Origin of the sequence: Micromonospora sp. NPDC048169 (assembly GCF_040652815.1) — a bacterium.
Taxonomy (GTDB): domain Bacteria; phylum Actinomycetota; class Actinomycetes; order Mycobacteriales; family Micromonosporaceae; genus Micromonospora.
In genome coordinates this window covers 318,967-332,844 of sequence record NZ_JBEZMS010000002.1, presented here as the reverse complement: position 1 = coordinate 332,844, position 13,878 = coordinate 318,967, and the positions used below count along the sequence as shown (strand labels likewise).

At 73.0% G+C, this 13,878-nt stretch carries 8 protein-coding genes; 2 read left to right on the top strand and 6 right to left on the bottom strand.

Translation table 11 applies throughout. The features are described from left to right. Positions 1–20: 20 nt before the first annotated feature. Both AB0D28_RS03505 and AB0D28_RS03500 read left to right on the top strand, forming a co-directional pair. Complete coding sequence (locus tag AB0D28_RS03505; protein WP_354865003.1) at positions 21–1,448, top strand: UDP-glucose/GDP-mannose dehydrogenase family protein; 1,428 nt, start codon at positions 21–23, stop codon at positions 1,446–1,448. A gap of 163 nt (positions 1,449–1,611) precedes the next feature. Then, on the top strand, positions 1,612–6,516 hold the full coding sequence (locus AB0D28_RS03500; RefSeq protein ID WP_357381760.1) for a permease: 4,905 nt from the start codon (positions 1,612–1,614) through the stop codon (positions 6,514–6,516). Between the two features lie 360 nt (positions 6,517–6,876). Here AB0D28_RS03500 and purE read toward each other — a convergent pair whose 3' ends face one another. The 6 genes from purE to AB0D28_RS03470 all read right to left on the bottom strand — a co-directional run bounded on the left by purE (position 6,877) and on the right by AB0D28_RS03470 (position 13,676). After that, positions 6,877–7,368, bottom strand: coding sequence for a 5-(carboxyamino)imidazole ribonucleotide mutase (gene purE, locus AB0D28_RS03495; protein WP_357381758.1), 492 nt, complete (start codon positions 7,366–7,368; stop codon positions 6,877–6,879). Beyond that, entirely contained in the window at positions 7,368–8,525 is a 1,158-nt protein-coding gene (locus AB0D28_RS03490) for a 5-(carboxyamino)imidazole ribonucleotide synthase (RefSeq protein ID WP_357381756.1), read from the bottom strand. Before AB0D28_RS03490 ends, purE begins: the two co-directional genes overlap by 1 nt. A 64-nt stretch (positions 8,526–8,589) precedes the next feature. Then, positions 8,590–10,626 carry a thioredoxin domain-containing protein gene (locus AB0D28_RS03485; RefSeq protein ID WP_357381754.1) on the bottom strand — a complete coding sequence of 679 codons (2,037 nt, stop codon included), beginning with the start codon at positions 10,624–10,626 and terminating at the stop codon, positions 8,590–8,592. Positions 10,627–10,705: 79 nt separating this feature from the next. Beyond that, positions 10,706–11,329, bottom strand: a complete 624-nt coding sequence (locus tag AB0D28_RS03480) for a restriction endonuclease subunit S (protein WP_357381752.1) — start codon at positions 11,327–11,329, stop codon at positions 10,706–10,708. Further along, positions 11,326–12,981 carry an N-6 DNA methylase gene (locus AB0D28_RS03475; RefSeq protein WP_357381749.1) on the bottom strand — a complete coding sequence of 552 codons (1,656 nt, stop codon included), beginning with the start codon at positions 12,979–12,981 and terminating at the stop codon, positions 11,326–11,328. The genes AB0D28_RS03480 and AB0D28_RS03475 overlap by 4 nt, the downstream gene beginning before the upstream one ends. Before the next feature lie 8 nt (positions 12,982–12,989). Next, positions 12,990–13,676, bottom strand: coding sequence for a hypothetical protein (locus AB0D28_RS03470; protein ID WP_357381747.1), 687 nt, complete (start codon positions 13,674–13,676; stop codon positions 12,990–12,992). Positions 13,677–13,878 lie beyond the last annotated feature (202 nt).

Here is a 13,878-nt window from a genome sequence, read left to right as displayed (position 1 = left end):
TGCGAGCGGAGAAGACAGGCGTGACGATTCCGTACCCGAACACCCAGCCGATGCCCGCCATCGCCGCGGTGACCCCGCCGTCCGGCGCCGCCCGCCCGCGGGTGACCTTCCTCGGCACCGGCTACCTCGGTGCGACCTACGCCATCTGCTACGCGGAACTGGGCTACGAGGTGCTCGGCTTCGACGTCGACGCGGACAAGATCGCCAAGCTGAACGCGGGCGAGGTGCCGATCCACGAGCCGGGCCTCGACGAGCTGCTGCGCCGCAACCTGGCCGCCGGCCGGCTGCGGTTCAGCACCGACATCCAGGAGACCGCCGACTTCGGCGACGTCCACTTCATCTGCGTCGGCACCCCGCAGCGGGCCGACGGCATGGGCGCCGACCTGTCGTACGTCGAGGCGTCCGTGACGAGCCTCGCCCAGCACCTGACCCGTAAGGCGCTGATCGTCGGCAAGTCCACCGTGCCGGTGGGCACCGCCGAGTGGGTGGAGCAGCTCGTCGGCAAGCACACCCCGGCCGACCTCGGCGTCGAGGTGGCGTGGAGCCCCGAGTTCCTCCAGGAGGGCTTCGCCGTCGACGACGTGCTGCGTCCGAACCGGATCGTGGTCGGCGTCAAGAGCGAGTGGGCAAACGGCATGCTCTTCGCCGCCCACAAGGGCGTCTTCGACCTCGCCGCCACCGAGGACCGCGAGGTGCCGCTGGTGGTCACCGACTTCGCCACCGCCGAGTTGGTAAAGGTCGCCGCGAACGCGTTCCTCGCCACCAAGATCTCCTTCATCAACGCGATGGCCGAGGTCTGCGAGGCGGCCGGCGGCGACGTGACCCAGCTCGCCCGCTCGATCGGCTACGACCCGCGCATCGGCAACCGCTTCCTCCAGGCCGGGCTCGGCTTCGGCGGCGCCTGCCTGCCCAAGGACATCCGCGCCTTCCAGGCCCGCGCCCAGGAACTGGGCGCCGGTGAGGCGTTGCGCTTCCTGCACGAGGTCGACCTGATCAACCAGCGCCGCCGCAGCCGCGTGGTGCAGCTCGCCGCCGAACTGCTCGGCCGCCGTTCCGGCCCGGCCGGCCCGGACCTGTCCGGCACCCGGGTCGCGGTGCTCGGCGCCACGTTCAAACCCAACACCGATGACGTACGCGACGCGCCGGCGCTCGCGGTCGCCTCGCTGCTCGGCAAGGCCGGCGCCGACGTGCACGTGTTCGACCCGCAGGGGATCGAGAACGCGCGCCGGGCGGTGCCCGAGCTGGCGTACGAGGAGAGCATGAACGACGCGGTCCGTGGTGCCGACCTGGTCTGCGTGCTCACCGAGTGGGCCGAGTTCCGCAACGCCGACCCGGTGGCCCTGGGCGAGCTGGCGAACGGCCGCAAGGTGGTCGACGGGCGCAACTGCCTCGACTCCACACTGTGGACACAGGCCGGCTGGGAGTACCGCGGCATGGGCCGCCCCTGACCCGCTGACCAGCTGGACCGGCCCGCCGGGGACACCTCCCCGACCGGGCCGGTCCTTTTTGTTGTCCGGAACGCGGCGGCAACTGTCGAAATCCCGGCCCACTCAAGGCATGCTGCCTCTGGGAGGTCCACAGTGCGGAGGCACGGGCGGACGGGAGACTGTCGTGGAGAGCTTCAGGTGCGCTTCGTGCGGGCAGGACATCAAGCCCGCCGTCGTCTGCCCGCACTGCGGCGCGCCCCAGCCGCAGTGGTCCGAGCACCTGGCCGACATCGAGCGCTCGATCGCCGAGATGAAGGCCCGCGACGCCGAGATCGCCCGGGAACAGCGGCAGATCGCCGCCAAGATGCAGGCTGCCCTCTTCCAGCGGGACATCCTCGCGCACGCCGGTGAGGAACGGATCCGGCAGGCCACCCGGCCGCGCCGGGTGCTGCGCCGGCGGGCCGGCCGCCGCCCGCCCACCGCCGCCACCGGCGCGCCGCCCCGGGTGCCCCGCCAGGGCACCCCGCCGCCCGGCCCGGAGGACCTGCCCCCGTCGCCGCCGCGCGGTCGCCCGCGCTGGCTCGACGCGGACGATCCGGAGCACCCGCCCGAGGCGTCCTCGCGGGAGGTGCAGAACATCCCGCTCGGGCTGGGCGCGCTCCTGCTCGGCGTCGCCGCGGTGGTCTTCGCCGCGGTCGCCACCAGCTCGATGGACGCGCTGGCCCGGCTCGGCGTGCTGCTGGTGGCGACGGCACTGATGCTGCTCGCCCCGCCGGTGCTGGCCCGGCGCGGGCTGACCTCCACCGCCGAGACCATCGCCGCCGTCGGGTTGCTGCTGGTGCCGCTGGCCGGGTACGCGCTCTGGGCCGTCGACCGGATCGGCGGCGACGGGACGGGCGCCGCCTTCGCCGGCACGATCTTCCTGGTCACCACGCTCGTCGCACTCGGATACGCGTACGGCACCGGTCTGCGCGCACCACGCTTCGCCACGGTGCTGGCCGCCCAGCCGGTGCTGCCCCTGCTGGCGTACGAGCGGATCACCGGGCCGGTCGGCTGGGCGCTGGTGCTGACCGTGGTGGCGGTGCTCGACCTGGCGCTGGCGCGCTCGGCGGTGGTACGCGAGCGGCCCGTCCGGCGTGACCTGCCCGCCACCGGGCCGGTACCGCCCGGCCCGCCCCGGCAGCGCGCCGAGGACGACCGGCCCGAGTCGGCCCCGGAGGAGTCCGCCGAGGTGCTGGGCGGTGAGACGCCGCCGGGTCCGGCCGTCACCGCCCGGCCGGTGCCCTGGCTGCCCGAGCTGACCTGGCTGCTGCACGGCGTGGCGGTCGCGGTCGCGCTGGCGTACGCGGTCACCGGCCTGCTGCGCGCCACCACGGTGCCGCCGGCCGCCGCAGCGGGCACGGTGCTGCTGCTCGCCGCCCTGGTCGCGCTGGCCGGGACGCTCGTGCTGCGCCGGCCGCCGCTGCCGGACGTCGGCGCCGCCGTCCTCACACTGGCGGTCATCGGCGCGCTCGGGCGGGTCGCCTCGGTGGCCCTGCCCGGCCGGTCCCTGCTGCTCATCTCCGCCGTCATCGCGTTGACCGGGCTCGCCGTCCGAGCCGTACCGGAGTCGGCCCGGCGTGGTCCGCAGATCGCGTCGGCGGTGGCGCTCACGGTCAGCGGTTTGGTGGTCGCCGGTGGCGCGCTGCGCGCCGGGCTGGCCCCGGCCCGGGCCGCGTTGCCCGCCTGGTCGGCGGACCTGAGCGGATGGCACGCCGAGCTGGCCCGGGCGGTCGGGCCGACCGGCTGGCAGCTGGCGGCCAGCGCGTTGCTGCTCACCGTCGCCGCCGTGATCGCCCTGCCGGCCGAGATCCGGCGCGAGTTCGCTGTGGTCGGGGCGGCGCTCACCGCGCTCGCCGTACCCGCCTCGCTCGGTCTGGGCTGGGCGGCGGCCTGCTGGCCGATGCTGCTGACCGCGGTCGCGATCGGCGTGCTCGGGCTGACCGCCCGCACGGAACGGGCCGCTGTGGCGCACGCGGTGACAGCGGCCGGGCTCGGCCTGGTCGGCGCGGGTGCGGCGCTCGGCCGCCCGGCCCTCACCGCCGCCGCGCTGACGGTGCTGTTCCTGGCCGGGGCGCTGGTGTCCCTCGCCCCCCGGGTCCGGCTCGCCGCCGCCGCGACCGAGACCGTGTGCGCCTGGGCGGCGGGCGGCGCGGCGTTCGCCCTGCCCGGCGCCGTCGCCGCGTTCGTCGCCGCCACGGTGCCGACGCCGCCGGTCGCCACACCGGCGAACCTGCGCGAGATCACCGTGCCGATCCTCGCGGCGAGCTTCCTCGCCGTCTGCGTCACGCTCGGCTACGCCGCCCTGGTGCAGGTGGCGCAGCGGCACCTGAGCATGCCGCACGCGCTCGGCACGGTGCTGGGCACGGTGGCAGTCGCCGCCGCCGCGTTCGGCGCGCCGGGCACGACCTCGGCCGACGCCTGGGTGGGCGGGCTGCTCCTGGTCGCCGCCGCGTTGCTGGCGCTCTCCCCGCGCATCGACGCCGGGCGTCGCGCCGACATGTCCCTCGACGGGTCCGACCTGGCCCTTGCCGCCACCACTGTGGCGCTGGTCGCCACACTGGCCCGGATCGCCGCGGTGCTCGCCCCCGGTGGTCAGCTCGTGGTGGCCTCCGCGCTGGTGCTGCTGGTGGCGGTGGCCGCGCGTGCGCTGCCCGAGGAGTGGCGGCGCGGCCCGATCCTCGGCATCGCCGCCGGTGGCACCCTGATCGGCCTGATCGCCGCCTGGAGCGCCCTGCGCGGCGGGCTCGGCGTGCTCGCCACCCCCGGCCCGATCTGGGCCGGTGACCTGACCGGCTGGCCGGCCGCGCCGACCGGCGGTTCGACCTGGCAGGCCCCGGTCGCGCTGGCGCTGCTGGCGGTCACCGCGGCCATCCTGCTGCCGCCACCCTGGAAGTACGACGTCTCCGGCCTGGCCGCCGTGCTCGCCACTGTGGGCGCCCCGGCCGCGTTCGACCTGCCCTGGTGGTCCCCGGTGCTGGTCGGCTGCATGGTGGCCACCGTCTACGGCATGGCGGCCGCGGCCTCTGTCGACCCCCGGGCCGCGCTGTCCCGGGCCACAGTGGCCGGGGTGGTGGCGCTGCACGCCGCCGGGGCCGGGCTGGTACGCCCGTGGACCACCGCGCTGGCGCTGGGCAGCATCGCCCTGATCGGCGCGACGGTGGCCGCCGTGGCGCGGACGCTCGCGCCGTCGCTCGTCGACGACGTACGCACCGAGGGCATGCCGCCACACCTGGTGCAGGTCGGCGGCGCGGGTGCCGGAGCCGCGCTGCTCGCCGCGCCCGGCGCGGTGGCCGCGCTGGCAGTCGAGTACGGCCGCCCACCCCAGGTGGTGCTCACCGCCGCGCTCGCCGCCGCCAGCATCGGTCTGGCCGCGATCGCGGCGGTACGCCGGCAGGTGCCGCAATACCTTCCGTACGCCAGCGTCGCGGTGGTCGGCGCGGGCACCGTCACCGCCGCCGCCGCGCTCGCGGTCGGGCTGCCGGCCGGCGTGTTCGCCGCCGCCGCCGCGCTGCTCGGTGTGCTCGCCGAACTGGTACGGGCCGCCACCGTCCCGCCCGCGGGTTCGGGCCGGCCGGTACGCCGCTGGACCGTGCTGCTCAACGGGGCGCTACGGCGTGCCCCGGACGATCCGGAGCTGCGCTGGCGGGTCAGCCCGGCCGCCGGAGCGCTGGCCGCCGCGGCGCTACCCGTCGCCCTGGCGCTGGCCACCCTGGCCCCGTCGCTCGTGGTGGCGTTGTTCTCGCCGTTCACGGTGCTGAAGCGGGTGTGGCAGGGGCCGCCGCCGGAGTTGCTGACGCCGCCGCCGAACGCGGTGAACCCCACGCACGTGCTCACCGCGCTGCTGTTGACCGTGACCGCGGCGCTCGCCGCCACCGGGTTCAGTGGCGGCCGGCGGTCCCGGGCGGTGCCGGTGATCCTGCCCGGGGCGGCGATCACGCTGCTGATCACGCCGGTGGCGCTCGGCCGTGGCTGGCCGGTGACCGCGCTGGCCGCGCTGGCGGTGTTCACCATCTCGATGCTCGGGCTGGCGCTGACCCCGCCGCCGGCGCTGGCCGAGCCGGGCCGGTCGCTCCGGGTGGCCCGGGTGCTGGTCTTCGCGCTCGGCCTCGCCGCCGGTGGCGCCGGGCTCGCGGGCAGCCTGGCCACGAGCGACCTGACGGTGTTCACGCTGGGCGGGGCGGTCGGTGTGGGCACTGTCGCCGCGCTGTTCGGCACCACCCAGCGGGCCCGCATCCTGGGCTGGCTGTTCGGCTCGGTGATGGCGCAGCTGTTCGTGCTCACGGTCGGCCTGAAGTCCGGGCTGGCGGCGGTCTGGTCCGCGTTCGGGGTGCTCGCGGTCGGCGCGGCGTTGCAGGTGTTCGCCGCCACGCTGCCACGGCTGCGCCGTCCCGAGGCGTACCGGGAGGCGGCCACAGTCGAGTGGAGCGGCTACGGGGCGGCGCTCATCGCGCTGGCGCTGGCGTACGACTCGCCCCGGCACATCGCCGCACTGCTGGCCGCCTGGGGCGCGGTCCTCGGGGTGGCGGCCAGCCGTCCGGGGCGGCGGCCGATGGAACGCAACCTGCTGTTCTGGGCGGTCGTGGCCTGTGAGATCAGCGCCTGGTGGATTCTGATGCGGGTGGCCGACGTGGCGCTGCCGGAGGCCTACACGCTGCCGTTCGCCGCGCTCGCCCTCCTGGTCGGCGTGCTGCAACTGCGGCACCGGCCCGACCTGTCGAGCTGGGTGGCGTACGGCCCGGCGCTGGTCACCGCGTTCCTGCCCACGCTGGCGATCGTGATCGCCACCGACTCCGGCATGCTGCGTCAGGTGCTGCTGCTGCTCGGTGCCGTCGCAGTGCTGATCTTCGGCTCGACCAGCCGGCAGCAGGCCCCGGTGATCGTGGGCGCGGCGGTGACCGCGATCGCGGCCGTGCACGCGCTGTTCAGCCTCGGCCCGTGGCTGGTGCTGATCCCGGTCGGCATCGTGCTGCTGGTGCTCGGCGCGAGCAACGAGCGCCGACGCCGCGCTCAGGAGCGTCTCCAGACCGCACTACGCGGCATGCGGTGAGCCGGCCGGACTCAGCCGGTCGCGGGCTAGCCATGACCGGCTGAGCCCAGCCGTGACGGCCGGGCCCTCAGGCACGCGGCAGCACGCCCGACCCACGCGCCTGCCCATCACAGTCCGTGTCGGCTAGCTGCGGCCGGCATGGCACCCTGCGCCGACTTTGCTCTGCACCCACGGAAGCAGCGGCCACTCGCAGTGACATGAGCGGCCGCCGAGCGATTTGCAGCGAAACGCCGCGCCGCAGGTCAGAGCCACGCTGCGCCGATGGCTGCAGAGCAAAGTAGGCGGAGGGCATCCACTCCGGCCCGCTGGGCCGGTCACGCTGAGCGACCATCCGGATTGAGTACGCTGAGTGACGAGCGGTCAGGCCAGGGAGGCGCGCAGCGCGGCTTCCTTCTCGGCGACCAGGTCCTCCAGGCCCGCCTGGTAGGCGGCCATCTTCTCGCGCAGCACCGGATCGGAGGCACCCAGGATGCGTACCGCGAGCAGGCCGGCGTTGCGGGCGTTGCCGATCGACACGGTGGCGACCGGCACGCCGGCCGGCATCTGCACGATGGACAGCAGCGAGTCCATGCCGTCCAGGTACTTCAGCGGCACCGGGACGCCGATCACCGGCAACGGGGTGACCGAGGCGACCATGCCGGGCAGGTGGGCCGCTCCGCCCGCGCCCGCGATGATCACCTGGACCCCACGATCGGCGGCGGACCGGCCGTACTCGATCATCTTGACCGGCGTGCGGTGCGCCGAGACCACACCCACCTCGTACGGCACGCCGAACTCGTCGAGCGCCTCGGCGGCGGCCCGCATGACCGGCCAGTCCGAGTCGCTGCCCATGATCAGCCCGACGGTGCTCATCAGTGCCCCTCCTGGAGCCAGCGGGCGGCACGCGCGGCCCGGGCCCGTACCTCGGCCAGGTCGTTGCCGAGCACAGTGACGTGCCCGATCTTGCGGCCCGGGCGGACCTGCTTGCCGTAGAGGTGGACCTTGGCCCCGGGCTCGGCGGCGAACAGGTGGTGCAGCCGCTCGTCGATGGAGATGCCGCCCGGCTCGCCGCCGAGCACGTTCGCCATCACCACGACCGGCGCGGTCAGCGAGGTGTCCCCCATCGGGTAGTCGAGCACCGCCCGCAGGTGCTGCTCGAACTGCGAGGTCCTGGCCCCCTCGATGGTCCAGTGCCCGGAGTTGTGCGGCCGCATCGCCAGCTCGTTGACGACAAGCCCGGACGGCGTGTCGAACAGCTCCACAGCGAGCAGGCCGACCACGCCGAGCGCGGTCGCGAGGTCGATGGCGAGCTGCTGCGCGGCAACGGCCTGCTCCTCCGGCAGGTCGGGCGCGGGTGCCAGCACCTCGACGCAGATGCCGTCACGCTGCACCGTCTCCACCACCGGGTACGCGGCGACCTGCCCGAACGGCGACCGCGCGACCTGCACGGCCAGCTCCCGGCGCAGCGCCACCCGCTCCTCCACCAGCAGCGGCGTACCTCCGGCGAGCAGCGTGGCGGCCAGCTCGCCGGCCCGGTCGGCGTCGTCGACCATCCAGACGCCGCGGCCGTCGTAGCCGCCCCGGGCGGCCTTGAGCACCACCGGCCAGCCGGCCTCCTCGCCGAAGGCGACCAGGTCGGCCGGGGACTCCACCGGGCGCCAGGAGGGGTTCGGCGCGCCCAGCTCGCCGAGCCGCTCCCGCATCACCCGCTTGTCCTGCGCGTGCACCAGCGCCTCGGCCGGCGGGAACAGCTTCACACCCTCGTCGGTCAGCGCGCGGATGTGCTCGTTGGGGACGTGCTCGTGGTCGAAGGTGACCACGTCGCAGCCCTTGGCGAAGGTACGCAGCGCGGCCAGGTCGGTGTGGTCGCCGTACTGGACGTCGGCGGCGACCAGCGCGGCGCCGTCGTCCGGGGCGAGCGCCAGCACGCGAAGCGACTGGCCGAGAGCGATGGCGGCCTGGTGGGTCATCCGGGCGAGCTGGCCGCCACCCACCATGCCCACGACGGGGAGACCGGTACGGGAGTCCATAGCGCCGCCAGCCTATAAGGGCCGGTGCCCGGCCGGACCGCGAGGGCGGCCCGGCCCACTCGGCTCAGCCGAGCTGCGCGATCAGCTCGTCGACGCTGGTCACCGGACGCTGGCAGACGAAACCCCGGCAGACGTACGCGGCGGGCTGCCCGCCGACGAACGGCCGCCCGGCCAGCAGCGGCACCCCGGGCTGGTCCGGGGCACCGGCCACCACCACCGCGCCGGGCGGGGCGTGGCGCCGGGCGGCGGCCACCAGCGGGTCGCCCTCCGGGTCGCCGGTCGCCACCGCGATCTCGTACGGCCCGGACAGCAGCGCCTCGCCGACGGTGGCCGCGTACCCGGTGAACCGGGCGTGCCGGTCGACGATCGGCGCGACAGTCGTCAGCGTCTTCTCGGCCGCCTCCCGGTAGCGGGGCTCCCCGGCCAGCGCCGCGTACGCCACGAGCGCCGCGACGATCGCCGAGCGGCCCGACGGGGTCGCGTTGTCGGTCGGGTCGGCGGGCCGGGTGACCAGGCGCTCGGCGTCGTCTGCGGTGTCGTAGAAGGCGCCCTCCGGGCCGGCGAACCGGGCCAGCGCCACGTCGAGCAGCTCACCGGCCAGCGTCAGCCACCGCCCCTCGCCGGTCAGCTGGTGCATCGCGCAGAACGCCTCGGCGACGCAGCCGTAGTCCTCCAGCACCCCGGCGGGCTGACCCACGGCCCTGTCCCGGGAGACCCGGCGCAGCCGGCCGTCCACCAGGTGCACGGCGGCCAGGTGCTCGGCGGCGTCCCGCATCGCGCCGTCGGAGACGATCAGCACGCCGTCCATCAGGTTCGCGTCCTCGTCGTCGGGCGACACGAGAAGCGCGGCGACCTGCTGGAACTCCGCGATCGCGGTGATCGCGAGCCCGTTCCAGGCGGCCACCACCTTGTCGTCGCGGGCCGGCTGGGGGCGGGTGTCGCGGGCGGCCAGCAGCCGGCCCACCACGTCCTGCCAGCGGGCCCGCACCGCCGGGTCGGCGTCGTCGACGTCCCGGGCCAGCCGCAGCACGCTGGTGCCGTGCTCGAACGTGCCGTCGGCAGTGACCTCGAACAGGTCGGCGGCGAACCGGCCGTCCGCCTCCCCCAGCACCTCGGCGAGCTGGTCGGGCGTCCAGACGTAGGTGAGCCCCTCGACGCCCTCGGTGTCCGCGTCCAGCGCGGAGGCGAAGCCCTCACCCGCGCGATGCAGCTCGTCGGCGAGGAACCGGGCGGTGTCGCGGGCCACCCGGCGGGCCAGCCGGTCGCCGGTGAGCCGCCAGAGCTGGGTGTAGACGCGCAGCAGCAGCGCGTTGTCGTAGAGCATCTTCTCGAAGTGCGGCACCGTCCAGTGGCCGTCCACCGAGTAGCGGGCGAAGCCGCCGGCGAGCTGGTCGTTGAGGCCGCCGCGAGCCATCGCCTCACAGGTGTGCCGGACGATCTCCAGGCTGCGCGCCGAGCCGGTGCGCTGGTAATGCCGGAGCAGGAAGAGCAGGTTCATGTGCGGCGGGAACTTCGGCGCCCCGCCGAAACCGCCGTTCGTCTCGTCGTACTCCCGGGCGAGCTGGCTCGCGGCGGCGTCGAGCAGGTCGGCGGTGAGCGGGGCGGTCACGCCGCCGACGGCCTGCGCGCCGCCGATCGCCTCGACCACGGCGGCGCCCTGCCGCAGCACCGCCTCCCGCTGGTCGCGCCAGGCGGTGGCGACCGAGCCGAGCAGGCGGATGAAGTTCGCCCGGGGGAAGTACGTGCCGCAGAAGAACGGCGTGCCGTCCGGCGTGGCGAAGACCGTCATCGGCCAGCCGCCCTGCCCGGTCATCGCCTGCGTGGCGGTCATGTAGACCGCGTCGACGTCGGGACGCTCCTCGCGGTCGACCTTGACGCAGACGAAGTCGTCGTTCATCAGCCGGGCCACTGCCTCGTTCTCGAACGACTCGTGAGCCATGACGTGACACCAGTGGCAGGCCGCGTAGCCGACCGAGATGAGCACCGGCACGTCGCGCCGCTTCGCCTCGGCGAACGCCTCGTCGCACCACGGCCACCAGTCGACCGGGTTGTCGGCGTGCTGGAGCAGATAGGGCGAGGTGGCCTGGGCGAGTCGGTTCACCACCCGACCCTAACCGTCAAGCGAGTCCACCGTCGGTGCGACGCCACCCCGGCAATGTGCCAGCCACCACCGCGCACGCCTACTCAGGAGGAGGTTCGACTCCCCGAATCAAAAGCTGCGCGAGGACGTCGCGCGCCCGCTCGGCGGTTCGGCTGATTCGGGCGTGCACCTCCGCCTGCTCGTTCAGCAGATCGAGGTGGCGCACGATCGTCTCCTGACGTTCCGTGGACGGCACGAGAACGGGCATGCTGCCCAGGGTGGACGCATTGAGGGCAGGAATTGCGGTACCCGCGCGGTTGTGCTCGAACCAGTCCTGAATCTCGGGCAGAGTCAGGTAGTAGACGAGGTATCGGGAGTTGATCCGGTGTGGGCGTAGCCGGAGGAGCCCCGTCGAGAACAACCAGCCCTCGGACTCCTCAGGCACCCAGGCGATCCGACCTACGGTACCGGTGCGCGTGACCAGGACATCGCCGCGCAAAACGCTGTAACGAGTTAGGCGAGCCGCCACGTCGTGCCGAACGCGAGCTAAGCCTTCCGAGCGTACGCGGCCGTCGACGAGGTCCTTGGGCATGATCATCGGGTGCCCCTCGGTTTGACGGTCTCCCGACCCCACCGTCGCACCCGACGGCCCGGATCGGATATCGACCACGTCACCCAATCGCACCTCAGGCCATCCCGTCGGCACGGCTCTGTGTTCACTCATCCGCCACCGAGCCCCTCCAGCATCTCGTGCGCCTCGGAGTCCACGGCTTTCGCCCGATCGACCAGCTGGGCCAACTCCGCGCGTACGACAGTCAGGTCGTGCCACGAGACTCCGACTGTCTGAGAGGACTCGGCCGCGACGTAGGTCGACGGCAGTAGCGAGTAGTCCCGGGTGGAGATCAATGCCGGGGAAACCACGGCGCTCATACCGGCTGAAGGCTCGAACGGAACACCCGTCGGGGAGGTAGACCGCCAGCGCCGGTACTCATCGACAATCGACTTGATGTCTTCGGGCCGAAGTGTCCTGCGGCCGCGGGATGCCGCCTCACCGGCCGTACGAGCATCTATGAACAGCACATCGGTGGCGCTTCCCCTCGGCCTCCGGATGAGCCAGAGCGTCACTCCGATGGTGGTCTCGGCGAACAGGCCGGCCGGTAGCGCCACCACTGCGGCCACCGCCCCCGCTTCCACCAAGGCCCGTCGCATCTCTCGATCGGCTGTGCCCTTGCCGAAGGCGGCCAGTTGAGGCATGACGACGGCTCCTCGGCCGTCCTCGGTGAGCGACGAGATGGCCGATTGGAGCAGGGCCGTCTCCTTCCGCCGGGCCGAGCCGAAAGGGCCGTTGGCGGCGGCTTCGTTGGGTAGAGCCCCGAAGGGAGGGTTTGTCACCACCACGTCGGCACTGCCGCGCACGCGTGGCTCTCCCTGCTCGATCAGCTCCAAAGGTGACCCGTCGAATCGGTGCATGGCGACGTTCATCCGCGCGAGTTCCACCATCCGCGGATCGGGATGCGTACCGGCGATCTGGATCGGTGCCACAGGCGGCTTCCCCGCCGACCGGGCCAGTTCCACCAAGAGCTCCCCGCCGCGACAAAACGGATCGACGCATCGTTCTCCGCCCGCGACCGGACCAACTAGGTCACCGATCAGACGAGCAAGTGACCTGGGCGTGACGAAGGCATAGCGGACCTCCTCCGCCAACCGGTCGAAGGCGTAGTCGAAAAGCGTCGCGACATGGTCGTCCTGCAGGGCCCGGGAGGGTGCCGCTGAACCGGCGAACTCTGTGAGGATGCCAATCACTCCTGCCAGGGTCTGCTGGGCCGTCGGCGTCACGGTGGTGAGGTGTCGCACCGCTCGGGCGGCATCAGGCAGCCCGGACATCTCGAAGGACGACGAGAGACGCGCCGGCGTGTCCGCGACATCGGACTCAGCCGCGAACACCTGCCAAACATCCGGTCGAAAACGCTGGACGAACATCAGCGCCAACAGAACCTGCCAATAGTCGCCGTCCCTAGCCGTCGTTCTGGACAAGTCGTGGAGCCGCCAGACGACGTCGTTCAGCGCTCGCCGGCCGTCTGACCCGACGACAGCAGGCGAGGCTCGCCGGGAATCGTTTCCCGCCGCCGTCGCCACCAACCGGTCACCGTATGTCGTTCCGGGTGTCTCGCCCGCTCGAAGTCCCTTGGTAGGAATCTGCCTTGACGCTAGCCAGGCGACCACCTCGTCCCTGCGGAACATCTCCCCGTCCGCGGTGGTGAGAGGTTTCGGGAAGTCCTGGTGACGTCGCTGCCAGTTCGTCACGGCAGGCCGCTCCACACCGGCGAGCCGCGCGATCTCGGATCGCGATACCAAGTGCGCCTGCGCCGGACCCATGCGCGTCCTCAGAACCGTGGCTGCGTCCGGCACGACCGGACGTCATCGCGCCTCAACAGGACTGACGGGACCCGGTCCATGGCCCGCACCACTTCGACGACGGATCCATCGACTGCCGCCAACAACTGGTACAGCCTTCGATGGTCAGCTGCGAGATCCCGATGGTGGATCGGCTCGTGGTGCATTATGCGGTTCCGCAGTAGGCGCATGGTCTCGAAAGATTCGTGGAGGCGTCCACGGGAACCGGAATAGCCGGGAAATGCTTGGTTCAGGGCAGGCACCCAGAGCAATCGGTCGTACCGGGACCCCGGCCGATTACTGAGTAGCGACACCCAGAATCCGAAGCTCAACTCCGCGACCACGTCGTCTGCCCCCGGCGCCAGCACGCCGCGACGGCCGAATCGGCGCCGGCACTTGTCCGCCGCTTCACGCACAAGACGCGACCCGTGTTCGGTCAGCGGCGCAACGGCCCACCAGTCCGGCCTGTCGTAGTGACTGGCGAGGCGTCGGTGCAGCGCGTTGCGCAGCGCGATCTCGAGGCAATGCAAGGGGCCGTAGAAGGCCGCCGAAATCTCGATGTTCCACCAGTAGAGAGCCACTGCCTGATCGTGGTCTCCCGCCACGGCCTCCACATACGGCCGCATCCGAGCTACCGAGAACGAGCGCCTGATCCAGTCCGGCAGGTCGGCAGGCATCACTGCGGCTCCATCCGAGAGGTGTGTGGGCAGGGCGGTGTGATACCTTGGGCCGGTAAGCCCCGGGTCCGCCTCTGCTCTGCATGCCGCCCGGGGCACGGCTCTTTCTGGGGAAGCTGCCAGCGACCGGCCCCCGGACAGGTAAGAACTTACCGCCTCCAAGTCCGATTCAGCAAGCGTATTCGCGTACGCATGCTGTTAA